Genomic DNA, 25,455 nt, shown 5'->3' with positions numbered 1-25,455 from the left:
AGATCGTGTTGCCCGCCCCGGACGTGATCCGGGAGCCCGCCCCGGACTTGATCCGGGAACCCGCCCCGGACTTGATCCGGGGCCTCCCAGGGCAAGAGGCCCCGAGCCGGACCGGGGACGCGACCCACGGATGACCAACGCCGCCGGATATGCCCGCGCCGTCGCCGCACGCCGCGCCTTCCGCCTGCCCGGCTACCCGACGCTGGCCGAGGAAGGCTTCGACGGCGCCTATGTCTCGCCCATCCAGATGACCTCCGGCAGCCTCACCGGCCCCATGCTGGTGTCCAAGGACTGGCTCGACGTCCCCTCCGTGCGCCGCCACCGTGCGGAACTCAGCCGCCAGGGCTACCTCTCCACCAACCCCTTCAACCGGGTGATCGACAAGGTGCTGGCGCTGCTGAATCTCACCCGCGCCGACATCTACATCACCCCGGTCTTCCACCTGCTGACGCCGCAGCGGTCCTCCACCATCCCCCCGTCTCATGCCCGCGCCAGCTGGGAGGCCGTGGGCCAGCACGAACGCCTCGGCCGCCGCCCCATCGCCCTCGGCCACGATGCCGCCCGCGTGCTGGGGCATTTCAACGTGCCGCACATCCGTGCGCCCCACCCCTCGGCCCGGACCGGCACCTATGACGCCAAGGCCGAGGCGATAGCAGAGGCGATAAACGCCGCATGACCCTCGGATCCCACGCCCCCGCAACAAGGAGGTCCCGGATCAAGCCCGGGACGCGTGATCGCTCATGACCCCAGAACTCACCGTCCTCACCCTCGCCGCCCTCCTGCAGGTGGTGCAATTCGCCCTCTACGCCGTGCCCGCCAATCTCGAACTCGGGCCGGGCTACACCACTTCGGCGCGCGACCGCGAGCCGTCGCGCCGGATGTCGGACGGCACCGCCCGCCTGGGCCGCGCGATGGACAACCATTTCGAGGGGCTGATCCTCTTCACCATCGCCTGCGTCGTGATCAGCGTTTCGGGTCAATCCACCGGGGTCACGACCGCCTGCGCCTGGACCTACCTCGTCGCCCGCATCGCCTATATCCCGGCCTATTTCCTGGGCCTGCGCCCGTGGCGCTCGCTGATCTGGATGGTGGGCTTCGCCGCCACCGCGCTGATGTACGTCGCGGCACTGGTATGATCCGCGCGACCGCCCTCGCCCTCGTCCTCGCGGCCCCACAGGCCTCGGCAGAGTTCGTGATCGCCGAGGGCACGCATTTCGTCATGCACCGTGATTACGACCATGTCACCAACACTTTCACCGACACCCCGGCCGACGGCGAAGGCGACGGCTGCTTCCGGATCACCCGGGTGGACCTTGCCGCCGAGATCATCGACTTCACCCTCGTCAGCGGCACCATCACCCCCTGGTGGGCGGACGGTAGAACCTTTCATCCCGGCTTCAGCAACGCCTTCGTTCCCGCCACCGCCTTCATGGAAAACAACCCCGACGCCGAGTGGACGGACCTCCTGCACGAAATCCTGAAAACCGTGCCGGACTGCGCCCCGCCCGCATCGTGACACCGCACCACAAAAAGCATAGGTTCGGGACCAACACGCCCGACACGCGAAGGAGAATATCAAATGGCTTCCTATGACGTCATCGTAATCGGCTCCGGCCCCGGCGGCTATGTAGCGGCCATCCGCTGCGCCCAGCTTGGCCTGAAAACCGCCTGTGTCGAGGGCCGCGAAACCCTGGGCGGCACCTGCCTGAACGTGGGATGCATTCCCTCCAAGGCGCTCCTGCACGCCAGCCACATGCTGCACGAGGCGGAACACAACTTCGCCGCCATGGGCCTCAAGGGCAAAAGCCCGTCGGTCGACTGGAAACAGATGCTCTCCTACAAGGACGAGACCATCGGCCAGAACACCAAGGGCATCGAGTTCCTGTTCAAGAAGAACAAGATCGACTGGCTCAAGGGCTGGGGCTCCATCCCCGAGGCGGGCCGCGTCAAGGTCGGCGACGACACGCACGAGGCCAAGAACATCATCATCGCCACCGGCTCCGAGGTCAGCACGCTTCCCGGCGTCGAGATCGACGAGAAAACCGTGGTCTCCTCCACCGGCGCGCTGGAACTGCCCAAGGTGCCGAAAAAGCTGGTCGTCATCGGCGCCGGCGTCATCGGGCTGGAGCTTGGCTCGGTCTATTCCCGCTTGGGCTCCGACGTGACGGTCGTGGAATATCTCGACCATGTCACCCCCGGCATGGATGGCGAGGTGCAGAAGAACTTCCACAAGCTGCTGAAAAAGCAGGGCCTGAACTTCATCATGGGCGCCGCCGTGCAGGGCGTCGAGGCGATGAAGACCAAGGCCAAGGTCACCTACAAGCTGCGCAAGGACGACAGCGAGGAAACGCTCGATGCCGACGTCGTGCTGGTCGCAACGGGGCGCAAGCCCTTCACCGACGGGCTGGGGCTGGACAGCCTCGGCGTCGAGATGACCGAGCGCGGCCAGATCAAGACCGACGACCACTGGCAGACCAACGTCAAGGGCGTCTACGCCATCGGCGACTGCATCTCGGGCCCGATGCTGGCCCACAAGGCCGAGGACGAGGGCATGGCCGCCGCTTGCGTCATCGCGGGCCAGCACGGTCACGTGAATTACGGCGTCATCCCCAGCGTGATCTACACCCACCCCGAGGTCGCCGCCGTCGGCAAGACCGAGGAACAGCTGAAGGAGGAGGGCCGCGCCTACAAGGCCGGCAAGTTCTCCTTCATGGGCAATGGCCGGGCCAAGGCGAACTTCGCCGCCGACGGCTTCGTCAAGATCCTCGCCGACAAGGAAACCGACCGCATCCTCGGCGCGCATATCATCGGGCCGATGGCCGGCGATCTCATCCACGAGATCTGCGTCGCCATGGAATTCGGCGCCGCCGCCGAGGACGTGGCCCTGACCTGTCACGCCCACCCGACCTATTCCGAAGCGGTGCGCGAAGCGGCCCTGGCCTGCGGCGACGGCCCGATCCACTCGTAAGCGTCCCAGCAGGCGGGGTGCGCCCCGCCCGTCCAATCACAAGCCCGGTCCGGCATCTCGTAGGGTGGGTGAAAACCCACGCGCCGGACGGTTTACGCGTCAGAGGGAACTACGACTGGGTGCGGACGAGGCGGACGTCATTTTCCCACGGTGAGGAGACGCGCATCGACGGGCCGTGGTGCGGCGAACCGACGATTGTAATGTGCAATTCATGCCGGCCAAGCACATCCAACTTCAGAGCGTGGCACGTCACTTGCCAAATCGCCGGGCCGTCGCACCAAAGGTGCGCCAACTATAGTCGGCACGACTCTGACGTGACGGGGCGGCCCGTCGCGCCGAAGGCGCGCATTTAAAGTGACGCGCCTCTGGCGCGATGCGCGGCGGTGCAGCAAGCAGCACCTGGAGTCCGCGCGGGGTGCTTCGCCTTGGACGTTCGCTTTGCGTACAAAGCCGCCATTCACGACGGAGGCGATCGTCAGCCCCTGGGGTGGCGATCCGACGGCAATTCTGAAGCACTTTATGCCTGCCAAACACAGCCTTGGAACGATCGTTGCGCCCAGCCCCCGCCAAATCGCCAGCCCGTGGGAGGGGCTGACGATGGCCGGGCCGCTGCGCGGCTGTTAACCGGCTGGGTGCTCGAAACCAGCGTCTCATAAGGGCTCGAACCCGACATTCGCTGCGGCGGGCAAGAATGGCGGTTGTGCGGACATAAAAGACGTTTGATCTACAGCCCCGGCGCGGAAACAGGCCGCAGGTCCCGCGCCATCGACGGGCCGCCCCCACGGCCCGGCGGTTGGGTGAAGTTCGGTGCATCGCTCAATCCTGTTTCGGATTTGGCCTGGATAAAGTGCTGCCGAACTACCGTCGGATCGCCGCGCCGCGGCCCGTCGATGGCGCTCGGGGATATTAATCACATTTGTCCGCAAAGGGCTCTAAGCAGACCTACGCCGTAGCGAGCGCGATTTCTCATCGGCGGACAGCCGCGAGCGTTAACCCGTCCCGCCCGGCATCACGTCCACCGACGCGATGCTACTGAAATACCGACGCGATACCGACGTGCCAAATCGCGTTAACCACCCCTGCACCAGCTACCACATGGTCTTCGCCGCCCGGGCACTCCATCCGGCGTCATACTCCGCGCCGCCCTCGTCCCCGTCCGAGGCCTCGGCCAGCAACTCGCCAACCGTCGGCAAGCCGTCACTGTCGTCCCGGCTCCACAGACCTGCCCGGATCGTGGCCCGTGCGCATTGGCTGTAGATCTCGGAAATAGCGATCACGATCACCGTTGCCGGGTGCCTGCCCTGCCGCTCGAACCGGGCGCGCAGGCCCTCGTCTGCGGTCAGCTTCGCGGTGCCGTTCACCCGCACCACGGTGTTCGACCCGGGCACCATGAACATCAGCGACACGCGCGCGTCCGACACGATATTCCTCAGTGAATCCAGTCGGTTGTTCCCGCGCCAGTCGGGCATCGCCAGGGTCGTCTCGTCCAGTTCCAGCACCACCGGGCCATCATCGCCGCGCGGGCTGCCATCGGTGCCGCCCGGCCCCACGGTGCTCAGCACGCAATAGCGCGAGGTCATGATCCATTTCCGGTAAAGCGGCGTCAGCCGATGCGCCACCTTGCGCATACTGGCCGCCCCCGGCGTGCCGTAAAGCGCCTCCAACCCCTTGATATCGTCAATGAATTTCATCCGGCTCGAACCCCGCTTCGCGCATCAGGCGGTTGGAATTGCTCTCGATCGTCTCTTCCAGCCGCGTCATGAATTCCTCCCTCGGCAGCCCCGCCCTGATGGCCGGCAGAAACTCCACCACCCCGGTTCCGGGATGCCGCATCACCCCCTTGCGGGGCCAGACCAGCCCGACATTCGTCGCCACGGGAATACAGTCCTGCGCGATCTCCTCGTAAAGGATGGCCGAGCCGACCTTGTAGGGCGCCTTCACCCCCGGCGCGATGCGCGTGCCCTGCGGGTAGATGATCAGCTGACCGGGCCGCAAACGCCCCCGCCCCACATCCGCGATCATCTTCTTGATGGCCTGGCTACGCTTGCCGCGGTCGACCGGAACACAGCCCAATTTCAGCGCGTACTGCCCGATGATCGGCGCGTACATCAACTCGCGTTTCATGATGAACTTGCCCGCCGGAACGCTGCCAAAAATAAGGATAATATCCAGAAAAGACTGGTGCTTGGCGACGATAAGGCATTCGTGCGTGGGGGGCGTGCCGCGCACCTCGGTCTTCAGCCCCACCATCCAGCGGGCGGTCCAGCGCACCCAGGCACACCACGTCCTGCAGGCCGCGTTCGCCCCCTTCGAGGACACCAGCGCCCAGGGCAGGAACACGATGCCGATAGGCAGCATCATGAAATAGATCTGCCCTACGAAGACAGCCGATCGGACCCATTGAAACGCGTATCTCATGGCGTGTCCTTCAACGTCTTGCGCGCGGCGGCGCGGGTGGCGGCAAAGGCGACGGCCGCGGCCAGCGGCGGGATGACCAGCAGCCACAGCCACTGCGCGCCGCGAAAGCCCAGGCCGGTCAGAAAGCCACCATCTTCCTGCGCCGCGGGCAACAGGAACACCGCCACACCGGCGGCCACGGTGCCCACCGCGCCCCCGGTCAGAGCCCGCAGGGTGAAGCGCCGCACGAAAGCCCGGGCGATATAACTGTCCCGCGCGCCCACAAGGCGCAGCACGCCGATCACCTGCGTGTTCGCTGCCAGCGCCGCATTGGCCGCCAGCGTGATCATCGCGGCCGTCGCCGCCGCGATCAGAAGGATCGAGATATACCCCAGCATACGCAGGCGCGTCGCGGCGCTCACCAGCGGTCTGCGCCACCGCGTGTGGTCATCCAGCACCGCGCCCGGCACCTCGGCCGACAGCCGCAGCCGCAGCCCGCCCGCGTCGAATCCCTCGCCTTCCTCGATGACCTCGATCAATTGCGGGATCGGCAGGGTATCCACCGGCAGGTCGGGGCCGAACCACGGCTCCAGCAAGGCGCGCTGCTCGTCGGCGTCCAGCGCCCGGGCCGAGGCAACGCCCTTGGTTGTCTCCAGTATCTTGAGCGTCGCCGCCGTCTGCGCCGCCATCTGTCCCTCGGGCGCCGATATCCGGATGGTCGAGGACCGGGCCAGTTCCGATCCCCAGCGGTCGGCCAGCCGCCCTGTCGCCATCGAAAGGGCCAGCGCGAATACTGCCAGGAACGCCATCGCCCCGGCACTGAACACGGTCAGCGAGGCCGTGTACCCCGTGGGCGGCACAACCCGGTCGGCCTGGGCATCGCCCATCACGAACTCGGTCAACTGATTGAAATCCGGCTTCACAGGTCGGCCCCCGCCAGTTGAAGCCGCCGGTTCGAGATCCGCAGCACGCGGGCCTGCACATGGCTCTTCGCGGCGCGGATCAGCGCAAGGTCGTGGGTGGCCACCATGATGGTCTTGCCCATCCGGTTCAGTTCGATCAGCAGCCGCAGCAGGCGCTGCGACATGTCCCAGTCGACGTTGCCCGTGGGCTCGTCGGCCAGCACCGCGTCGGGCGACATGATGATCGCCCGCGCCAGCGCCGCGCGCTGCCGTTCCCCGCCCGACAACTCCGGCGGCAGCGCCTCGGCGCGCGCCTTGAGGCCCACCCAGCCGATCAGTTCCTTCAGGTTCGCGGACTCGCTCAAAAGGTCACGCCCCGACACCATCAGCGGCAACGAGATGTTGTCGGCCACGCTCATGTGATCGAGAAACTGGCAATCCTGGTGCACCACGCCGATCCGTCGCCTTGCATAGGCGATGTCGTCCCGCTCCATCGCGCGCACATCCGTGTCGAACAGCCGAACCTCGCCGGCCGTGGGCATCAACGCCCCGTAACACAGCTTCAGAAGCGTGGTCTTGCCCGACCCCGACGGTCCGGTCAGGAAATGAAACGACCCGGCCTGAAGCTTGAGCGAGATATCACTCAGCAGCTCCCCCCCGCCGTAGCTGTAGGCGACGTTTTCCAGCTCGATCACTTCGGCCCCCAATGCATTTTGCCCTTCATGCCCCACAGGACACACTTGTGCAACGACTACGGCACTTCCTTGATTGCCTCTTTTCCGGTCCGGTAATTGTGCGTAAGGTATTCCAAACAATAGGCTAGGTATGCTGGTCGGACGACAGGCAGCGGGTGGCACAATGCGATTGATATGCCCGAATTGCGGGGCACAATACGAAGTCCCGACGGAGGTTATTCCCACAAGCGGGCGCGATGTGCAGTGTTCCGATTGCGGAACGACCTGGTTTCAGAACCATCCAGACCACCCCGCCGAGGAACCGGAAGCGGCTCAGACCGACACGCCCGTCCAGGATGGCGGCACCGCGGAAGAAACGCCCTCCTGGCCCGAGCCGGACGCCGACTATGGCGCGGAAGAGGATGAAGACGACGCACCCCGCGCCGAAGATCCGGCCCAGGATGATGCGGACATGGCGTTCGAAGACGACGCCCCTGAGGATGAGCACTTTCCGGAAGAACGCATCGCACCCGCGAGCGACCCGAAGCGACGCGAAATCGACCCCGCCGTGGCCGACGTCCTGCGAGAAGAGGCCGAGCGGGAAGCCCGCGCGCGCGAACAAGATCATCGCGGCACTGTCGAGACGCAGCAGGAACTAGGGCTTCAGGAAGCCGATAACGACGCCCGGCGACGCTCGGCAGAGGCCCGCGCGCGCATGGCTCGCCTGCGCGGCGAACCCGAGGCGCGCAAGACCGATGCCGAAATCGAAGAGATCGACCCCGCATCGCGCAGCAACCTGCTTCCCGATATCGACGAGATCAACTCATCGCTCGATTCCGATGGCAGAAAGGAAGAGCCGCGCCCCATATCGGCGGCCGACGACAACACCGATGCGTCAGTCAAAAGCGGCTTTCGCTCCGGGTTCCGGCTGGCGGTCGTCCTTGCGGTGCTGGCGCTGGTGATCTACGTGTTCGCGCCGCAACTCTCCGATGCCGTGCCGCAGTTGGCGGGGCCACTCACGGGCTATGTCGAGATGGTGAACGGCTGGCGCGCCGGTCTCAACGACCTGATCCAGAGCATGGCAGCCTCGCTATCCGAAGACACCGCCGCGGACGGCTGATCGCGCAACGCGCCGGCCCGCCGTGCCGGCTCAGAACCTGTCCAGAAGCCGCCGCAGATAGTCGAGTTCGACTTCGGGCCGCGCGGCGTCGCCCGACCGGCGGCGGATTTCGTCCAGCAATTCTCCGGCACGGCGATACACGTCTTCCCGCGCGGTGAATTCGCCCTGGTCTCCGGCCAGCCCGCGCTGTGACCGGCCCAGCGGATCCTGCTCGCCGAACTGCCCCGGTGTCTGGCTTTGCGCCTGGCCCTGGCCCGGCTGGGACTGGCTGTTCTCGGCCATCGCCTCGCCCAGGCTGCGCATCCCGTCGCGCAGGGCATCCATCGCCTCGGCCTGCCGGTCGATCGCCTCGGGAAGGTCGTCGCCGCGCAGCGCTTCCTCGGCACCTTCCATGGCGCGTCCCGCCCGGTCCAGTGCCTCGCGGGCGTCCTCGCCGGCCTGACCGCCGACATTGGGCAGACCCTGCCGCTGTCGCTCCAACTCGCGCCGCAGCGCTTCCTGCCGTTCCGAAAGGTTGCCGGCCTGGCCGCCCTGCTGGCCTTGGGCGGATTGATTGCCCTGGCCCTGCCCGGGTTGCTGACCCTGTTGCTGGCCCTGGCCCTGCCCTTGCTGCTGACCCGGTTGCTGCCCCTGGCCCTGTTGCGAATGCTGCTGGCCCTGGCCCTGGCCACCGTTGCGGCCTTCGTTGCCTTGCGACTCCCCGGCCTGTGCGCCGGGGTTGAACTGTTCCTGCAAATCCCGGAACGCCTCGTCCGACAGCCCCTGCTGGTCACGCAGCGTTTCGGCCAGACCTTCCATCGCCTGCTGGCCGGGATTGTCGCCGCCCTGCCCTTGCTGACCTTCGGTCACGCGCAGGTTCTCCATCATCTGCTGGAACTCTTCCAGCGCTTGCTGCGCCTCGGCGAAGCGGCCCTGCTCCATCAGCTCCTGGATACGGTCCATCATGTCCTGCAAATCCTGGTCGGTCAGGGTCTGCATGTTCTCGGACTGGCCCTGATCGGGTTCGTCCGTCTGATCGCCCTCGCGCTGCGCCATCTGCGATTTCTGGCGAAGGTAATCCTGCGTCGCGTCGCGCAATTCCTGCATCAGCCGCGCGATCTCTTCCTCGCTGGCACCGTTGCGCATGGCCTCGCTCAGTCGCTCCTGCGCCGCCCGCATCCGTTCCAGCGCGTCGCCGATATCGCCATCCTCCAGCAGCACGGCCAAATCCCACAACGCCTGCGCCAGTTCGTCCTGCGTCTCGTCGGTCAGGCTGTCATGGTCAATGAAGGTCTCCAACCGCCGCAGGATAACCCGCAGCTTCAGATAGGCCGTCTCGGATTTAAATAGCCCCGGTTCGGGATTGTGCGACACCGCGCGCAGCATCTGGCTCACCCGACGCGCGTTGGATTTCGCCCAAAGAAGATCACGCCGCTGTTCGATCACCGACGCGGCCATCGGGTCGAAGAACCGCCGCGCCGGCAGGTCCATCACCATCGGCGCGCTCTGCCCCGCCTGGTCGCGCTCGTCCCGCACGGTCAGCGTCAGGCGCACGGGAAGATGCGCCCACGGATGCTCCGACAGGTTCTCGATCAGGGTCTCGGTGAAATCGTCCCGGCCGCCGGTGATCGGCAGCGGCAGATCCAGCACGATCGGGTCGCGCGGATCGGGGTCGGCGCCAAGACCGTGGCGCCGGTCGACCTCGTCCAGCGCCAGCTCGAAGGTCGCCTTGCCGCCGGTCACACCATGATCGTCGCTGGCCGCGAAAGGCTGGCTCATCTGCCCGTCGAACGTGACCTCCAGCCCCTCCGAGATCGACACCTCGGGCGGTGCGTCGGGCAGAGCCGTGATCCGCCATTCCTCGCCGCCCGGACCGTCGATGCGCAAGGTCCCGTCCTGCGCGATCTCGAAACTCTGTTCTATGTCCGTGGCCGGCGGAATATCCTCGGTGCGGCCCGAGACCGTCTCGGTCACGCTCAGCGCGCCCACCTCGCCGTAAAAGCGCAAGGTCACAAGACTGCCTTCTGGGGCGCTGAACGCCCCGTCCTGATCATTCAGATAAAGGCTCGGCAACTCGGTATAGGCCGGCGGCTCGATCCAGCCCTCCCATGTCGGTCCGCTGGCCAGCGCCGCGCCGCTCCCGGGCGCCATCTGCGACACCGTGCCGGCGCGCCAGACAGAGCCGAACAGAACCGCCACCACCAACGCCAGCAGGGCGACATAGCGCAGCCCGAACGGATCCCGGCGCGACAGCCTCAGGTCCGGTTCGACCGCTTTCGCCCCGGCGGCGCGGGCCTCCATACGCGCGATATGCGCGCGCCAAAGTGCCTGGGATCCAGCGTCGCCTTCGCCGATGGCCTGCCTGTCCGCAAGCGTGGCCAACGGGTGCCCCGGCAACACGCCATCCATCCGCCGGATGGCCTCTTGCCGCGACGGCCAGTCGAACCGGCGCAAGCCATGCACGGCAAATCCCAGAGCAGACAGCCCCGAAAAAACCGCGATCACCCAGACAAGCTCCACCGGAGCAAGATCGTGCAGCCCCAGCATCAACGCGGCGCAGACGGCAATGACCACGCTCCACAGCGGCCAGAACGCCCGCACCAGGCGCTCGGCGATCAGCCCGGCCCAGGTCAGCCTCAACGGACGCTTCAGCCGCCCGATAACCTTGTTGAAGGTGGAGTTATCCGATTGTGCCATGCATCCCTGCGCTTGGGTTGCCCACGCGACCGCCGCGTTACAACCATGCGGGGATGGTATCGCGATTTATCATCTCGTCAAAGGTCGGCCTGGGTCTGATGACGGCAAATTGATGCTCATGCACCAGAACTTCCGGAACCAGCGGCCTTGTATTGTACTCGCTGCTCATGACCGCGCCATATGCGCCCGCGCTGCGGAACGCCACAAGGTCGCCTTCGCCCACCGCCGGCATCACCCGCTCCTTCGCGAAGGTATCGCCCGATTCGCAGACCGGGCCGACGATGTCGTACTTCGCAGGCTCCACGCCCGGCGCCGGTTCTCTCACTGGGACGATATCGTGATAGGCGTCGTACATCGCGGGGCGGATCAGGTCGTTCATCGCCCCGTCGAGGATCAGAAAGTCGCGCCCCTCGCCCGACTTCACGTAAATCACCTTGCTGACCAGGATCCCGGCATTGCCCGCCACCAGCCGCCCTGGCTCGATCTCGACCTCGCAGCCCAGATGCCCGACGGTTTCGCGGATCAGCGCCCCGTAATCCGTCGGCAGCGGCGGCGCGGCGTTCGACCGCTCGTAGGGAATGCCAAGCCCGCCGCCCAGATCGAGGCGCGATATCTCGTGCCCATCCGCCCGCAGCACCTCGGTCAGTTCGGCCACCTTCTCATAGGCCATCCTGAACGGCTCCAGATCGGTCAGCTGACTGCCGATATGCACGTCGATTCCGATCACTTTCAGGCCCGGCAAGCGCGCCGCCTCGGCATAAACCTCCCGCGCCCGCGCGATCGGGATGCCGAACTTGTTCTCGCTCTTGCCGGTGGCGATCTTGGCGTGGGTTCTCGCGTCCACGTCCGGGTTCACGCGCACCGTGATCGGCACCTCCACGCCCAGTGACACCGCCACCTCCGACAGCGCGGCCATCTCCGGCTCGCTCTCGACATTGAACTGCCGCACGCCGCCTTCCAGCGCGATGCGCATTTCCTCACGGGTCTTGCCAACGCCGGAAAACACGATCTTCTCGCCCGGCACGCCGGCCGCCCTGGCGCGCAGGTATTCGCCGCCAGAGACAACGTCCATCCCCGCGCCAAGCCCCGCCAGCGTCTTAAGGATCGCCTGGTTGCTCGCCGCCTTCATCGCGTAGCACACCAGATGCGGCATACCCTCCAGCGCCTCGTCGAACAGCCGGAAGTGCCGCGTCAGCGTGGCGGTCGAATAGCAGTAGAACGGCGTGCCCACCTCCGCCGCAATCTCGGCCACCGGCACATCCTCGGCATGAAGCTCGCCGTCTCGGTATAGAAAATGATCCATCGCCCGCTTTTTCTTGCTGAAAATACTCAAATGGCGGCGGGTCCTACCCGCGCCGCATCCTCAGAAACAGATAAAGCGGCAAACCGCAACTGACACCGATGCAGAAGGTCGCCGGTATCGCAATCAGGCGCAGCCAGTCGCGCGCATTTGCCGTCTCCCAGATCACCCATATCGTCAGCGCCACCGCCGCAATGGTCAGGTCCCACACCAGTCCGCTGGTCGCGGCATTGGCGTGCCACGCCTCCACCATGCCCATCAGGTCATAGCCGTTGGCGTTGAACCACGTGATGAACCACGCCATCGGGTGGATCGCGCCCCAGACGGCCAAAGCCAGGAAGAGATACTTCAAAAGACAGTGCCCACGTGCACCGAGACATTGCCGCTGACGATCGAGGTGCCGACACTGGCACTCGACCCGTTCGTGCCCACGGTCAGCGCGCCGTTGATATTGGGGCGAACCTGCGTCGGATCGTTGCGCGCGACGGTATTGTCCGGCTCACTGCCCGGCGGGATCGGCTCACCATCCACGCCACAGCCGGCAAGGATCACCAGGCTCAGACAGGCCAAAATGCGTTTCATCCCAGGATCTCCTTCCAGCGACCAACCTGCATGCGCACCTGCTCGGGCGCAGTCCCGCCATAGCTCATGCGCGAGGCGACCGAGTTGTGCACACCCAGGACATCATAGACCGTTTCGTCGATTTCGCCATGCACGGATTGCATCTCCTCCAGGCTCAACTCCGGCAGGTCGCACCCCTTGGCCTCGGCCTTCGCCACCAGCGCGCCGGTGACGTGATGCGCGTCGCGGAACGGCAGGCCCAGCACCCGCACCAGCCAGTCCGCCAGGTCCGTCGCGGTCGAAAATCCGGCTCCCGCCGCCGCTTCCAGCGCCTCTTTGTTGGCGGTCATGTCGCGGACCATCCCGTCCATGGCCGCCAGCGCCAGCATCAGGTTGTCGGCAGCGTCAAAGACCTGTTCCTTGTCCTCCTGCATGTCCTTGGAATAGGCCAGCGGCAGCCCCTTCATCACCAACGTCAGCGCCACGTTCGCCCCGAAGATGCGCCCGATCTTGGCGCGGATCAGTTCGGCGGCATCGGGGTTCTTCTTCTGCGGCATGATGCTCGACCCGGTGGAAAACCTGTCGCTCAAGCTCACGAACCGGAACTGCGCCGAGGACCAGATCACCAGTTCCTCGGCCATCCGGCTCAGGTGCATGGCGCAGATGCTGGCCACGGACAGGAACTCCAACGCGAAATCCCGGTCGCTTACGGCATCGAGGCTGTTGGCCGCAGGGCGGTCGAAGCCCAGTTCTTTCGCGGTCATGTCCCGGTCGATCGGAAAAGAGGTCCCGGCCAGGGCTGCCGCGCCCAGCGGGCATTCGTTCATCCTCGCGCGCGCGTCGCGCACGCGCGACAGGTCGCGCCCGAACATCTCGACATAAGCCATCATGTGATGGCCCCACGTCACCGGCTGCGCCACCTGCAGATGCGTGAACCCCGGCATCACCCAGTCCGCCCCGGCCTCTGCCTGCGCAAGGCACGTTTTCATCAGCGCCACCAACGCCGCGTCGCAGGCATCCAGCTGATCGCGCACCCACAGCTTGAAATCCGTCGCCACCTGGTCGTTCCGGCTGCGCCCGGTGTGCAGCCGCCCCGCCGGCTCGCCGATCACCTCCTTCAGCCGCGCCTCGACATTCATGTGAATGTCCTCCAGCGCCTTCGAGAACGGAAACTCCCCGCTTTCGATCTCTGACAACACCGTGAGCAGGCCTTCCCGCATCGCGTCCGCATCGCTATCACTGACGATACCCGTCGCGGCCAGCATGGCCGCATGGGCGCGCGAGCCGGCGATATCCTGCGCCGCGAGGCGCTTGTCGAAATCTATCGAGGCATTAATTGCCTCCATGATCGCATCGGGCCCGGCGGCGAACCGACCGCCCCACATCTTGTTAGAGGTCTTGTCTGTCATGTCCCAACTCTTCGGAGGCGCTATGAATTCGCTGAAGTCCATCGTCCTTTATATGGCCCTCGCAGTCGGTGCAAACGCCGCAGCGGCCCAAACCGCGGATATTGCCGACCTGCGCGACGGCGACATGAAAAAGCTCGTGGTGCATTCCGAGGCAAAGCCGGTGCCTTCCGAGGCGTTCAAATCCGAGGATGGCGGCGACATGACCCTGTCGGACTACGAGGGCAAGATCACCCTGGTCAACTTCTGGGCGACGTGGTGCGCCCCCTGCCGCCATGAGATGCCGATGCTGTCGGACCTGCAAGACCAGCTTGGCGGCGAGGAGTTCGAGGTCGTCACCATTGCCTCGGGCCGCAACGCGCCCGAAGCGATGAAAAAGTTCTTCGACGAGATCGGTGTCGACAACCTGCCGCTTCACGCCGACCCGAAAATGGGCCTCTCGCGCCAGATGGGGGTGCTGGGCCTGCCCGTCACCGTCATCCTGGACCGCAAGGGGAACGAGATCGCCCGCCTTCAGGGGGACGCCGACTGGAGTTCCGACAGCGCCAAGGCCATCCTGCAAGCGCTGATCGACGCCGGTGCCTGACGGCTGCGCTTGCCCGGTGGCGTGAATCGCTCTAAACGCCGACCCATGCTTGACGATGCCGACGATATCCATCCGCTCTTTGCCGGCGCTCCGAAAACCACGGGGTTCCGCAAGCTGCGCAAACGTGTCGTGCGCCAAACGCGCGAGGCGATCGAGCAATACGGCATGGTCGAGAAAGATGCGCGCTGGCTTGTCTGCCTGTCGGGTGGCAAGGACAGCTACACGCTTCTGGCCGTTCTTCACGAGTTGAAGTGGCGCGGCCTTCTGCCCGTCGACATCCTCGCCTGCAATCTCGACCAGGGGCAGCCCGGCTTTCCGGCGACCGTTCTACCCAAGTTCCTCGAAGACATGGGTGTGCCCCACCGGATCGAGTATCAGGACACCTATTCCGTGGTCGTCGACAAGGTACCGCAGGGCCGGACCTATTGCGCGCTCTGCTCGCGGCTGCGCCGTGGCCATCTCTACCGCATCGCGCGCGAAGAAGGCTGTTCCGCCGTGGTGCTGGGCCATCATCGCGACGACATTCTCGAGACGTTCTTCATGAACCTCTTTCACGGCGGGCGGCTGGCCACGATGCCGCCCAAACTGGTGAACGAGGAAGGCGACCTCTTCGTCTACCGTCCGCTGGCCCATGTGGCCGAGGCCGATTGCGACCGCTTTACCCGCGCGATGAACTACCCCATCATTCCCTGCGATCTCTGCGGCTCGCAGGACGGGCTGCAACGCCAGCAGGTCAAGCAGATCCTCGACGGCTGGGAGGCCAACAGCCCGGGCCGCCGTCAGGTCATGTTCCGCGCCCTGATGAACGCCCGGCCCTCACACCTGCTCGACCCGAAACTCTTTGATTTCGAAGGGCTGAGTCGGGAAAAGATAAAATCAGAACGAAATGACGAGGGTCTGCCGAAGTTGCGTTAAGGGGCTATTGAACAACTCGGGATAGCGTCCACTCGACTGCCCCGGACCCGGACCACGCCCTTGCGCAACTACGTATCCTCATTCCGCTTCTCGCTCGCGACCGTGCTGACCGGCCCACAGGCACTGGCATTTCTGCCGGCGCTGGTGCTGGGCGGCTTCTGGCTCGGCGGCGAACCTGTCTTGCTGACCATCGCACTGGCCGTGCCTCTCGGGCTGGCGTGGCTGCGCCATTCCGCGCCGCCGCCTCGCCCGGAACGCGAGGATGAGTTCGAGCGGAAGATGCAGGAAACCCTCGATCTTGCCCGCAACTGCCTGCGCCGCACGGGCTGTGCGATCATCGAGATCGACGACTACGATACATTGCTCGACCGGCACGGTATCGCAGCGGCAGAGCAGGTGGGAAAATGCGTATCCGACCGGCTGAAAACCGTCCTGCGCGAACATGACGTGCTGCTGCCGCTTTCCAAAGGACAGTTCGGGGTTGTCCTTGCCCCCGTTCGCCAACTCGATTCCGAGGCGGGGCTGAAACTGGTAACGCGTTTGCAGGCAGCTGTGGAAGAGCCGATTTCCCTCGATGCCGCCACGATCTATATCTCCGCCTCGGTCGGCTTCTGCCTCGACAGCTTCGTGCGGGGCGGCACTGGGCGCGAATTGTCCGACGCCGCCGGCATCGCCCTGATCGAGGCGCGCCGCAACGCGCCTTCGGCCATTCGGGCCTACAGCCCCGAGTTGCAGCGCTTTGGCCCAATGCCCGAATGCAACGCGACAGAGATACTGACCGCCCTGGCCAACGGCCAGATCCGCGCCTGGTTCCAACCGCAGATTTCCACCGATACCGGCAACATTTCCGGGTTCGAGGCGCTGGCGCGATGGGAACATCCCGTGCGCGGTCTGATCCCGCCCGGGGAGTTCCTGCCGCTGTTGCAGAAACTCGGCAGAACCGATGTGCTTGGCGCCAAAATTCTGCAAGACGCGCTTGCGGCGCTCAAGTCGTGGGACAATGCCGGGTTCCACATACCCCAGGTCGGCGTGAACTTTTCCGCCGACGAGTTGCGTGACCCAAAGCTGGTCGACCGCCTGATCTGGGAGCTTGACCGCTTTGACTTGGCGCCGACGCGCCTGACGGTCGAGATCCTCGAAACCGTCGTTGCCTACTCGCCCGAGGACACGATCGTGCGCAACATCCGCCGCATGGCCGAGCTTGGCTGCCACATCGACCTGGACGATTTCGGAACCGGCCACGCGTCGATCTCCTCGATTCGACGCTTCGCCGTGCACCGGCTCAAGATCGACCGCTCCTTCGTCAAGAAACTCGACCGCGACGTGGAGCAGCAACGCATGGTCAACGCGATTCAGCTGATGGCCGAACATCTTGATCTCGATACCATCGCCGAAGGCGTCGAGAACGCCGGCGAACACGCGATGCTGGCCCAACTGGGGGTCGGCCACGTTCAGGGCTTCGGCATCGCACGCCCCATGCCGGCAACCGACACCATCGGGTGGATTGCCGATCACATGGCGCGGGTCCAGACCCCGCCACGCATCGGCCACAACGCCGGTTAGGCCGACCGTTCGCCGCCCCTTTGCCGAGGCTCTTTGCCGCAGACCTTTCGGCGGGGTTCTATGCAACGTGCGAAACCGCTTTCCTACAGCCCACGAATCTGCGCTGCCCCCTTGACCTTTGGCGCTGCACTCTGTTGAACCCCCCAAGCGATTGAAACTTGCACGGGTGGCCATCCGCGATGGACGAACAGAACCGCAATCTCCTGCTGGCGACGGGCCTCAGCCTGTTGGTGATCCTTATTTGGTTCCTGCTGTTCCCGCCGCCCGAGCCGGAAGAGACGCCGGAGGCGACCACCACCGGCACGACCCAGTCAGAGACCGGCACCACCCCGTCCGAACCGGCGGGCGACACCGCCATCGTGCCCAGCACGGCCGGTGACACCGCGACAGCCCCCCAGGCGCAGCAGGCCGAAGCAGAGGCCGACGACGCCCCCCGCGTCGAGATCGACACGCCCACCCTGCAAGGCTCGGTTTCTCTGCGCGGCGGCCGCATCGACGACCTGCAACTCAAGAACTACCGCGAAACGCTCGAACCCGACGCACCGATCGTCACGCTCCTGTCGCCCGTGGGCACCGACCGCGCCTATTACGCGCTCTTCGGCTGGGCCCCGGGCAGCGGCCTGACGCCGGAGCAGGTTCCCGGCGCGAACACCGTCTGGCAGGTCGAGTCCGATGGTCCGCTCACCCCCGATAATTCGCTGGTCCTGTCCTGGGACAACGGCGCGGGCCTGACCTTCCGCCGCGAGATGTCGGTCGACGCCCGCTCGATGTTCACCGTCACCCAATCGGTCGAGAACACCGGCGACAGCGCCGCCTCGGTCGCGCCCTACGGCATCCTCGCCCGCCACGGTCTGCCGCCGGACCTCAAGAACTTCTTCATCCTGCACGAAGGCGGCATCAGCCTGACCGACGGCGAGCTGCGCGAGATCGACTACGACGATTTCGAGCCCGCCGGCGCGCATGAGAACATCGCCCTGCAAGAGGCCGGCTGGTCCGGTTTCACAGATCACTACTGGATGACCGCGCTCATCCCCGGCCAGGCCGAGGGCTCGACCTTCTCAACCTTCCAGGACACCAGCCGCAACATCTACCAGACCAACATCAAGCAGCGCACGGAAACCGTCGCGCCCGGCCAGGAAGTCACAATCCAGACCCGCCTCTTCGCCGGTGCCAAGGAATGGGAAACCATCCGCCACTACCAGAACGAGGAAGGCGTGACCAAGTTCATCGACTCGATCGACTGGGGCTGGTTCTTCTTCCTGACGAAGCCGATCTTCTGGCTTCTGCACAACCTCAATCAGCTGATCGGCAACATGGGCTGGGCGATCATCGCGCTGACCCTCATCATCAAGGCGGTTCTGCTGCCGCTGGCCTACAAGTCCTACGTCTCCATGGCCAAGATGAAGGAGCTTCAGCCGCAGATGGAGAAGATCAAGGAGAAGTCGGGCGACGACCGCCAGAAGCTCCAGAAAGAGATGATGGAGCTCTACAAGAAGGAAAAGGTCAATCCGGCGTCGGGCTGTCTGCCCATCCTGCTGCAGATCCCGATCTTCTTCTCTCTCTACAAGGTGATCTTCGTCACGCTCGAACTGCGTCACGCGCCCTGGATCGGCTGGATCGACGACCTGTCCGCACCCGATCCGTCGTCACTCTACAACCTGTATGGCCTGCTGCCCTGGGCCGCGCCCGAACCGGGCTCGATCCTGGCGCTGATCTTCATCGGCATCCTGCCGCTTTGCCTCGGCGTGTCCATGTGGCTGCAGCAGAAACTGAACCCGGCCCCCACCGACCCCACGCAACAGATGATCTTCGCCTGGATGCCCTGGGTCTTCATGTTCATGCTGGGCAGCTTCGCGTCGGGCCTTGTGATCTACTGGATCGCCAACAACGTCATTACCTTCTCGCAGCAATACCTGATCATGCGCAGCCAGGGCTACAAGCCGGACGTCTTCGGCAACATCAAGGCCGGTTTCAAGAAGAAGGCCGCGCCCGAGAAGAAATCCGGGGACGGTAAAAAATGACCGCGCAGGTTGCCGCGCTCTGGCGTCACCCGATCAAGGGGCACGGCCGCGAAGCGCTGGACACCGTCACCCTGACCGAAGGCCAGACCATGCCATGGGACCGCCGCTGGGCCGTAGCGCACGAGATGTCCAGGGCCGACGGGACCGAGTGGGCGCCTTGCGCGAACTTCTCGCGCGGGGCGAAGACCGGCACGCTCATGGCCATCTCGGCGAGCGTGGACGAGCAGTCTGGCAGCGTCACGCTTACCCATCCCGACCGGCCCGCCCTGACCTTCGATCCCGAACGGGACCAGGATGCCTTTCTCGAATGGGTGCGCCCGCTCATGCCCCCCGACCGCGCCCAATCGGCCCGTCTCGTACATGTGCCCGGGCGCGGCATGACCGACTCCGACTACCCCTCGATCAGCCTGATCAACCTCGCCTCCAACGACGCCATGACCGACGCGATGCAGCAGGACATCTCGCCCCTGCGTTGGCGCGGCAACATCCATCTGGCGGGGCTGGACGCATGGGACGAGTTCGATTGGGTCGCCCAGACCCTGCGCATCGGCGACGCCGAACTGAGCGTGCGGGAACCGATCAAGCGATGCCTTGCCACCACTGCCAACCCTCAAACGGGCGAACGCGACGCCGACACGCTCGGCACGCTGAACACCCGTTTCGGCCATCAGAATTTCGGCATCTACGCCACCGTCACCCGAACCGGCACGCTGCGCGTCGGCGACAGGGTCGAGCTTCTCTGATGGCGCTCCCCTTTCCCCTAGCCGAGCCGCCCAGCGACACGGCCGCCGAAACCGGCCGCAAGCTCTTTGCCGGCGAGGTCACTTTCGTCAAGGGCGTGGTGGCCATGTCCGGCCTGCCCCCCGCCGATCGCCCCGAGGTCTGCTTCGCCGGGCGCTCCAACGTCGGAAAATCCAGCCTGATCAACGCGCTGACGGGTCGCAAGGCGCTTGCCCGCGCCTCCAACACCCCCGGCCGCACACAGGAAATCAACTATTTCGACCTCGGCGGGCAGACCTATCTCGTCGACCTGCCCGGCTATGGCTACGCCAACGCGCCGCTCGCGAAGGTCGAAAAATGGCAGGCCCTGCTGAAACAGTACCTCTCGGGCCGCGCCACCCTGCGCCGCGCCTTCGTGCTGATCGACGCCCGCCACGGGATCAAACCCGTGGACGAAGAGATCATGGCCCTGCTCGACAGCTCCGCCGTGACCTTTCAATGCGTACTGACCAAAGCCGACAAGGTCAAACCCGCCGATCGCGACCGGATGCTGGCACAGGTCCGCACCCGCCTTGCCACCCACGCCGCCGCCTTCCCCGAGATCGTCCTGACCTCCTCGGAAAAGGGCGACGGCATCGCCACCCTGCGCGCCATCATCGCCACGCTGGAATAGTCCGGGATCGCCCCCGGCTTTTTCTTGCCGCAAATACTCATGCACGAACGCGACCACAGGCGCCCCGATCCTTCAGCGGGGTAGGCCCGCCACACGGCTTCCCTCCCCCGAGGGGAGGGTCAGGGTGGGGGTCACCTAAAGTCTTGCGCGTCAGCGCTCGTGCGGTGATAACGCCCCTGAACAAGGACCACGGCCATGAAGACCCGAGACATGACCCGCGACAACATCACCACCGCCCGCACCCTCAGTGAGGCGCTCCCCTATCTTCAGCGCTACGACGACGCCATCGTCGTGATCAAGCTTGGCGGTCACGCCATGGGCAGCGACGAGGCAATGGCCACCTTCGCCCGCGACGTCGTGCTGATGCGGCAGGTCGGCGTGAACCCCGTGATCGTTCATGGCGGCGGCCCGATGATCAATCAGATGCTGGAAAAACTGAACATCAAGTCCGATTTCGTGAACGGCAAGCGGGTCACCGACGAGGCCACGATGGAAGTGGTCGAGATGGTTCTCTCGGGCCGCGTCAACAAGAGCATCGTACAGGCGATCAATGCCCAGGGCGGCAAGGCCGTGGGCCTGTCGGGCAAGGATGCGGGCCTTATTACCTGCGTGCCCACCGACCCCAAGCTCGGCTTCGTCGGCACCCCCGACAAGGTCGATCCCTCGATCCTGCACACGCTCTTTCACGACGATGCCATTCCCGTCATCGCCCCGCTCGGCGCGGGCCATAACGGCGAGACGTTCAACATCAACGGCGACACCGCCGCCGGGGCCATTGCCGCGGCACTTCGGGCCGACCGCCTGCTGCTGCTTACGGATGTGGACGGCGTGCGCGACGGCGACGGCAACATCCTCACCGAACTCACCGCCTCGCAGATCAAGTCGCTGACCGACCAGGGCATCATCTCGGGCGGCATGATCCCCAAGACGGAAACCGCGCTCGATGCGCTCTCCTACGGGGTGCGCGGCGTGGTCATCCTCGACGGGCGCCTGGACAACGCCGTGCTGCTGGAACTTTACACCGAACACGGCTCCGGCTCTCTGATCCGGGCGGGTTGAAGGGGCGAAACCGCGTCACTCCCTTGTGACCCTTCGTCCCTTTGCCGACACATGCGGATGCAATAAATAGACCGCATGGAAAACGAGTTGCTGATCCGCCTGTCCGCCTTCATCGGGCTTTTCGCGATCCTGGCCCTGATCGAGGCCAGGGCCCCGCGGCGTGTGCGCACAGAGCCGCGCAACCGGCGCTGGATCACCAACTGGGGCATCGTTCTCCTCGACACGCTGACCCTGCGCGCCCTCGCACTCGCCCTGCCCCTGCTGGCGGTGGGCGCCGCCGTCGATGCCGAGGCCAACGGCTGGGGCCTGATGAACGCCGTCGACATCCCCGGATGGATCGCCGTGGTGCTGACCGTGCTGATCTTCGACCTCGCCATCTGGGCACAGCACCTGGTGACCCACAAGGTGCCTCTGCTGTGGCGCATCCACCGGGTCCACCACGCCGACCGCGACATCGACGTGACCACCGCGATCCGGTTTCACCCGGTGGAAATCGCGCTCTCGATGCTGCTCAAGATCGGGCTTGTCTACCTGCTCGGCCCGCCCGCCCTCGGCATCATCCTTTTCGAGATCATCCTGAACGGCACCGCCATGTTCAATCATGCCAACATCAAGCTGCCGCTGGGCCTGGATGCCGCCTTGCGCAAAGTGCTGGTGACACCCGACATGCACCGGGTCCACCATTCCGACCAGCGCAGCGAACATGACAGCAATTACGGCTTCGCCCTGTCGATCTGGGATCGTATCTTCGGCACCTATCTTGCCCAACCGGCCAAGGGGCATGACGGTATGACGATCGGCCTCGAGTGGCAGGATGACCGCCCCTCGCGGCTCGGCTGGTCGCTGGGCCTGCCGTTTATCCGCAAATGATCACGCTCGACACCATCGAACGGGCCGCCGCCCCGCACCACCTTGCCGTCTTCGGCACGGTGACCGGGGCAGAAACGCCCAAGGGGATCGGCACGCTCGTCCTGCTCGGCCCGCGCGAGCCCGGCTTCTGGCCCGCCTTCACCGCTTCGCCGGAATATGCCGACGCGGCGCCCGACCCGATGGATCGCTGGTCGTCGCGCGTGATCGGCGGCCTTGCGCAAAACCTCGACGCGACCGCGTTCTTTCCGTTCGGCGGCCCGCCCTATCAGCCTTTCATCTCCTGGGCCAAGGCCAGCGGGCGGGCGCATGGCTCGCCTGTCGGACTGCTGGTGCATGACACCGCCGGGCTGATGATTTCCTATCGCGGAGCGCTCGGCTTTGCCGACAGGCTGAACATTCCCGTCCCGCCGCCCAACCCGTGCGACAGCTGTGCCACCCGGCCCTGCCTGACCGCCTGCCCCGTCGATGCCTTCGCCAGCGGCACCTACGACATCGCCGCCTGCAAGGCAGACTTGGACAGGCCGGAAAATGATTGTATGTCAAAAGGATGTGCGGTGCGCCGGGCCTGCCCGGTCAGCCAGTCCTACGGGCGGCTGGAAAACCAGTCCGCCTTCCATATGAGGGCCTTCAAATGAGACGTCTCGTCCTGATGCGTCACGCCAAGTCCAACTGGGGCGACCCCGGCCTTGATGACCACGACCGCCCGCTGAACAAGCGTGGCAAACGCTCGGCCAAAGCGCTGGGCGACTGGTTGCGAGCCCAGACCATCGTGGTGGACGAGGCGCTGGTCTCGTCCTCCGTCCGCACGGTCGAGACCATGCAAAGGCTCAAGATCGACTGCGACCGCCAGGTGCTGGACCCGCTCTACCACGCCGGCTCCGGCGACATGCTCAAGGTGCTCAAGTCCCGCGCCACCGGCCAGACCGTTTTGATGCTGGGCCACAATCCCGGCATCGCCTGGTTCGCCCGCGATCTGATGCTGGCACAGCCCGACCATCCCCGGTTCGAGGATTACCCCACCGGCGCGACCCTCGTTGCGCGGTTCGACATCGACGATTGGCAGGCGCTGCACCCCGGCACGGGCAGGTTCGAGGCGTTCATCGTCCCGCGCGACCTGATCGAGTGACCGGGGCGGGGCCTCTTCCCCTTTTCATCGGGTCCGAGATCTACCGCGGCTCCAGTTACGGCGCGCATCATCCGCTGAGCATCCCGCGCGTGCCCACGGTGATGGATCTGTGCCGCGCGATGGGCTGGCTGCCCCGCGACCGGTTCCGTGTCAGCCCGCGCGCCAAACCCACCGCGCTGACGCGCTTTCACACACCCGCCTACATCACCGCCCTGCAAAAGGCCGAAGCGGCCGGCATGGTCGACGAAGCGACCCGTCAGCGCCACAGGATCGGCACGCTCTCCAACCCGATCTTCCCCGAGATCTATCGCCGCCCGGCCACCGCGGCGGGCGGCTCGCTGCTGGCGGCGGATCTGCTGGCGCAGGGCGGCATCGTCTACAACCCGGGCGGCGGCACGCATCATGGCATGGCCGACCACGCGGCAGGCTTTTGCTACCTCAACGACCCGGTGCTGGCCATCAAGGCCTTCCTCGAGCAGGGCCTCACGCGCATCGCCTATGTCGATATCGACGCGCATCACTGCGACGGCGTTGCCGCCGCTTTTCACGGCGATCCGCGTGTGCTGATGATCTCAACCCACGAAGAGGCCCGCTGGCCCTTCACCGGCGCGCTCGACGACCGCGCCGGCAGTCACGCCATCAACCTGCCCCTGCCGCGCGGCACCCATGACGACGATTTCGCGCTACTGTGCGACGAAGTCCTCCTGCCCGCCGTGCAGGATTGGCACCCGCAAGTGATCGTCCTGCAATGCGGGGCCGACGCCGTGCTGGAAGATCCTCTTGCCCGGCTGGCCCTGTCCAACAACGCGCATTGGCAGGTCGTCACGGCCCTGAAGCAGATGGCCCCGCGCATGCTGGTCCTCGGCGGGGGCGGCTATAACCCGTGGACCGTGGGCCGGCTCTGGTCCGGCGTCTGGGCCACGCTCAACGGTCTGGAAATCCCCGACCGCCTGCCGGAACGGGCGCGCTCTGTCCTTGCCGCGCTCAGCTGGACCCGCCAGCGCGGCGACCGGCCGGATCACCTCGTCGAAACGCTCCGCGACACGCCCCGCCACGGCCCGGTGCAGGACGAAATACGCCGCCGGGTGCAGGTTATGCAGGCCCGGCGGCGCGTTTGGGTGTAAGGCCTCGAAGGCCCCCGATCAGTGGCCCAGGATCTGGCTGAGGAACAGCTTCGTCCGGTCGCTTTTCGGGTTGTTGAAGAACTCTTCGGGTTCGTTCTGCTCCACGATCTGGCCCTGATCCATGAAGATCACCCGGTTCGCCACCTGCCGGGCAAAGCCCATCTCGTGGGTCACGCACAGCATCGTCATGCCCTCCTCGGCAAGGCTGACCATGGTGTCGAGCACTTCCTTGATCATCTCGGGGTCCAGCGCCGAAGTGGGCTCGTCGAACAGCATGATCCGCGGCTTCATGCACAGCGACCGCGCGATGGCGACCCGCTGCTGCTGACCGCCCGACAATTGGCCGGGATACTTGTCGGCCTGTTCCGGGATCTTCACCTTTTCAAGGAAATGCATCGCCGTTTCCTCGGCCTGCCGCTTGGGGATCTTGCGCACCCAGATCGGCGCCAGCGTGCAGTTCTCCAGGATCGTCAGGTGCGGGAACAGGTTGAAGTGCTGGAACACCATCCCGACCTCGGACCGGATCTTGTCGATGTTCTTGATGTCCGACGACAGCACCGTCCCGTCCACCTCGATCCGGCCCTTCTGGTGCTCTTCCAGCGCGTTGATGCACCGGATCAGCGTCGACTTGCCCGACCCCGACGGGCCCGCGATGACGATGCGCTCGCCCCGGTGGACCGACAGGTCGATGTCGCGCAGTACGTGAAAGGTCCCGTACCACTTGTTCATATTCTCGATCCGGATCGCGATTTCGTCCGAGACCTGCATTTGAGCGGTTTCCGCCATGGAGAACC

The 25,455-nt window shown here is 65.4% G+C and carries 26 protein-coding genes; 16 read left to right on the top strand and 10 right to left on the bottom strand.

What is annotated here, in order from left to right:
- The first annotated feature begins 130 nt into the window (after nt 1-130).
- From RBB31_RS01685 to lpdA, 4 genes are all read left to right on the top strand, one after another.
- Nucleotides 131-676 carry a hypothetical protein gene (locus RBB31_RS01685; protein ID WP_306127523.1) on the top strand — a complete coding sequence of 182 codons (546 nt, stop codon included), beginning with the start codon at nt 131-133 and terminating at the stop codon, nt 674-676.
- Between the two features lie 64 nt (nt 677-740).
- A complete protein-coding gene (locus RBB31_RS01680) occupies nt 741-1,136 on the top strand; it encodes an MAPEG family protein (RefSeq protein WP_306127522.1) in 396 nt (131 codons plus the stop codon).
- The gene (locus tag RBB31_RS01675) at nt 1,133-1,516 is read left to right on the top strand and encodes a hypothetical protein (RefSeq protein ID WP_306127521.1); all 384 of its coding nucleotides are present in this window, start codon (nt 1,133-1,135) and stop codon (nt 1,514-1,516) included. The genes RBB31_RS01680 and RBB31_RS01675 overlap by 4 nt, the downstream gene beginning before the upstream one ends.
- 63 nt (nt 1,517-1,579) lie before the next feature.
- The gene (gene lpdA / locus RBB31_RS01670; RefSeq protein WP_306127520.1) at nt 1,580-2,968 is read left to right on the top strand and encodes a dihydrolipoyl dehydrogenase; all 1,389 of its coding nucleotides are present in this window, start codon (nt 1,580-1,582) and stop codon (nt 2,966-2,968) included.
- Nucleotides 2,969-4,056: 1,088 nt separating this feature from the next.
- On the opposite strand, the gene RBB31_RS01665 is transcribed toward lpdA, so the two are convergent.
- From RBB31_RS01665 to RBB31_RS01650, 4 genes are read right to left on the bottom strand one after another with little or no spacing between them, the layout of a single operon-like run.
- Nucleotides 4,057-4,659, bottom strand: a complete 603-nt coding sequence (locus RBB31_RS01665) for a pyridoxamine 5'-phosphate oxidase family protein (RefSeq protein ID WP_306127519.1) — start codon at nt 4,657-4,659, stop codon at nt 4,057-4,059.
- Nucleotides 4,646-5,386, bottom strand: a complete 741-nt coding sequence (locus RBB31_RS01660) for a 1-acyl-sn-glycerol-3-phosphate acyltransferase (protein ID WP_306127518.1) — start codon at nt 5,384-5,386, stop codon at nt 4,646-4,648. The genes RBB31_RS01665 and RBB31_RS01660 overlap by 14 nt, the downstream gene beginning before the upstream one ends.
- Nucleotides 5,383-6,252 (bottom strand): ABC transporter permease, encoded by an 870-nt coding sequence (locus tag RBB31_RS01655; protein WP_306127685.1) that lies wholly within the window; start codon nt 6,250-6,252, stop codon nt 5,383-5,385. The genes RBB31_RS01660 and RBB31_RS01655 overlap by 4 nt, the downstream gene beginning before the upstream one ends.
- A gap of 32 nt (nt 6,253-6,284) precedes the next feature.
- Entirely contained in the window at nt 6,285-6,962 is a 678-nt protein-coding gene (locus RBB31_RS01650) for a cell division ATP-binding protein FtsE (RefSeq protein ID WP_306127684.1), read from the bottom strand.
- Nucleotides 6,963-7,092: 130 nt separating this feature from the next.
- On the opposite strand from RBB31_RS01650, the gene RBB31_RS01645 reads away from it, so the two are divergent.
- Entirely contained in the window at nt 7,093-8,061 is a 969-nt protein-coding gene (locus RBB31_RS01645; RefSeq protein ID WP_371931278.1) for a zinc-ribbon domain-containing protein, read from the top strand.
- A 30-nt stretch (nt 8,062-8,091) separates the two neighbouring features.
- Here RBB31_RS01645 and RBB31_RS01640 read toward each other — a convergent pair whose 3' ends face one another.
- From RBB31_RS01640 to argH, 5 genes are read right to left on the bottom strand one after another with little or no spacing between them, the layout of a single operon-like run.
- Complete coding sequence (locus RBB31_RS01640; RefSeq protein WP_306127516.1) at nt 8,092-10,737, bottom strand: TIGR02302 family protein; 2,646 nt, start codon at nt 10,735-10,737, stop codon at nt 8,092-8,094.
- 37 nt (nt 10,738-10,774) lie between these two features.
- Nucleotides 10,775-12,040 (bottom strand): diaminopimelate decarboxylase, encoded by a 1,266-nt coding sequence (lysA, locus tag RBB31_RS01635; protein ID WP_306127515.1) that lies wholly within the window; start codon nt 12,038-12,040, stop codon nt 10,775-10,777.
- Between the two features lie 43 nt (nt 12,041-12,083).
- On the bottom strand, nt 12,084-12,389 hold the full coding sequence (locus RBB31_RS01630) for a DUF2834 domain-containing protein (protein ID WP_306127514.1): 306 nt from the start codon (nt 12,387-12,389) through the stop codon (nt 12,084-12,086).
- Nucleotides 12,386-12,619, bottom strand: a complete 234-nt coding sequence (locus RBB31_RS01625) for a hypothetical protein (protein WP_306127513.1) — start codon at nt 12,617-12,619, stop codon at nt 12,386-12,388. The genes RBB31_RS01630 and RBB31_RS01625 overlap by 4 nt, the downstream gene beginning before the upstream one ends.
- Complete coding sequence (gene argH / locus RBB31_RS01620) at nt 12,616-14,007, bottom strand: argininosuccinate lyase (protein WP_306127512.1); 1,392 nt, start codon at nt 14,005-14,007, stop codon at nt 12,616-12,618. The genes RBB31_RS01625 and argH overlap by 4 nt, the downstream gene beginning before the upstream one ends.
- A 22-nt stretch (nt 14,008-14,029) precedes the next feature.
- Here argH and RBB31_RS01615 point away from each other — a divergent pair, with 22 nt between their 5' ends.
- From RBB31_RS01615 to RBB31_RS01565, 11 genes are all read left to right on the top strand, one after another.
- Nucleotides 14,030-14,590, top strand: a complete 561-nt coding sequence (locus RBB31_RS01615) for a TlpA disulfide reductase family protein (protein WP_306127511.1) — start codon at nt 14,030-14,032, stop codon at nt 14,588-14,590.
- Nucleotides 14,591-14,635: 45 nt separating this feature from the next.
- Complete coding sequence (gene ttcA, locus RBB31_RS01610; RefSeq protein ID WP_306127510.1) at nt 14,636-15,505, top strand: tRNA 2-thiocytidine(32) synthetase TtcA; 870 nt, start codon at nt 14,636-14,638, stop codon at nt 15,503-15,505.
- Between the two features lie 60 nt (nt 15,506-15,565).
- Nucleotides 15,566-17,068 (top strand): bifunctional diguanylate cyclase/phosphodiesterase, encoded by a 1,503-nt coding sequence (locus RBB31_RS01605; RefSeq protein ID WP_306127509.1) that lies wholly within the window; start codon nt 15,566-15,568, stop codon nt 17,066-17,068.
- Between the two features lie 179 nt (nt 17,069-17,247).
- Nucleotides 17,248-19,089 (top strand): membrane protein insertase YidC, encoded by a 1,842-nt coding sequence (gene yidC, locus RBB31_RS01600; RefSeq protein ID WP_306127508.1) that lies wholly within the window; start codon nt 17,248-17,250, stop codon nt 19,087-19,089.
- A complete protein-coding gene (locus RBB31_RS01595; RefSeq protein WP_306127507.1) occupies nt 19,086-19,832 on the top strand; it encodes an MOSC domain-containing protein in 747 nt (248 codons plus the stop codon). The genes yidC and RBB31_RS01595 overlap by 4 nt, the downstream gene beginning before the upstream one ends.
- Nucleotides 19,832-20,482: a ribosome biogenesis GTP-binding protein YihA/YsxC gene (gene yihA, locus RBB31_RS01590; RefSeq protein ID WP_306127506.1), complete on the top strand. Its 651-nt coding sequence runs from the start codon at nt 19,832-19,834 to the stop codon at nt 20,480-20,482. The genes RBB31_RS01595 and yihA overlap by 1 nt, the downstream gene beginning before the upstream one ends.
- A 195-nt stretch (nt 20,483-20,677) precedes the next feature.
- Nucleotides 20,678-21,541 carry an acetylglutamate kinase gene (gene argB, locus RBB31_RS01585; protein ID WP_306127505.1) on the top strand — a complete coding sequence of 288 codons (864 nt, stop codon included), beginning with the start codon at nt 20,678-20,680 and terminating at the stop codon, nt 21,539-21,541.
- Nucleotides 21,542-21,616: 75 nt separating this feature from the next.
- Nucleotides 21,617-22,411 carry a sterol desaturase family protein gene (locus tag RBB31_RS01580; RefSeq protein WP_306127504.1) on the top strand — a complete coding sequence of 265 codons (795 nt, stop codon included), beginning with the start codon at nt 21,617-21,619 and terminating at the stop codon, nt 22,409-22,411.
- Nucleotides 22,408-23,046: a ferredoxin gene (locus RBB31_RS01575; RefSeq protein WP_306127503.1), complete on the top strand. Its 639-nt coding sequence runs from the start codon at nt 22,408-22,410 to the stop codon at nt 23,044-23,046. The genes RBB31_RS01580 and RBB31_RS01575 overlap by 4 nt, the downstream gene beginning before the upstream one ends.
- Nucleotides 23,043-23,537, top strand: a complete 495-nt coding sequence (locus RBB31_RS01570; RefSeq protein WP_306127502.1) for a histidine phosphatase family protein — start codon at nt 23,043-23,045, stop codon at nt 23,535-23,537. The genes RBB31_RS01575 and RBB31_RS01570 overlap by 4 nt, the downstream gene beginning before the upstream one ends.
- Nucleotides 23,534-24,661, top strand: coding sequence for an acetoin utilization protein AcuC (locus RBB31_RS01565; RefSeq protein ID WP_306127501.1), 1,128 nt, complete (start codon nt 23,534-23,536; stop codon nt 24,659-24,661). The genes RBB31_RS01570 and RBB31_RS01565 overlap by 4 nt, the downstream gene beginning before the upstream one ends.
- Nucleotides 24,662-24,679: 18 nt before the next feature.
- Here RBB31_RS01565 and RBB31_RS01560 read toward each other — a convergent pair whose 3' ends face one another.
- On the bottom strand, nt 24,680-25,447 hold the full coding sequence (locus RBB31_RS01560; protein ID WP_103763501.1) for an amino acid ABC transporter ATP-binding protein: 768 nt from the start codon (nt 25,445-25,447) through the stop codon (nt 24,680-24,682).
- Nucleotides 25,448-25,455 lie beyond the last annotated feature (8 nt).

This window comes from Roseovarius sp. MMSF_3350 (assembly GCF_030733425.1).
Taxonomy (GTDB): domain Bacteria; phylum Pseudomonadota; class Alphaproteobacteria; order Rhodobacterales; family Rhodobacteraceae; genus Roseovarius.
This window is presented reverse-complemented; position numbering and strand designations above follow the sequence as displayed.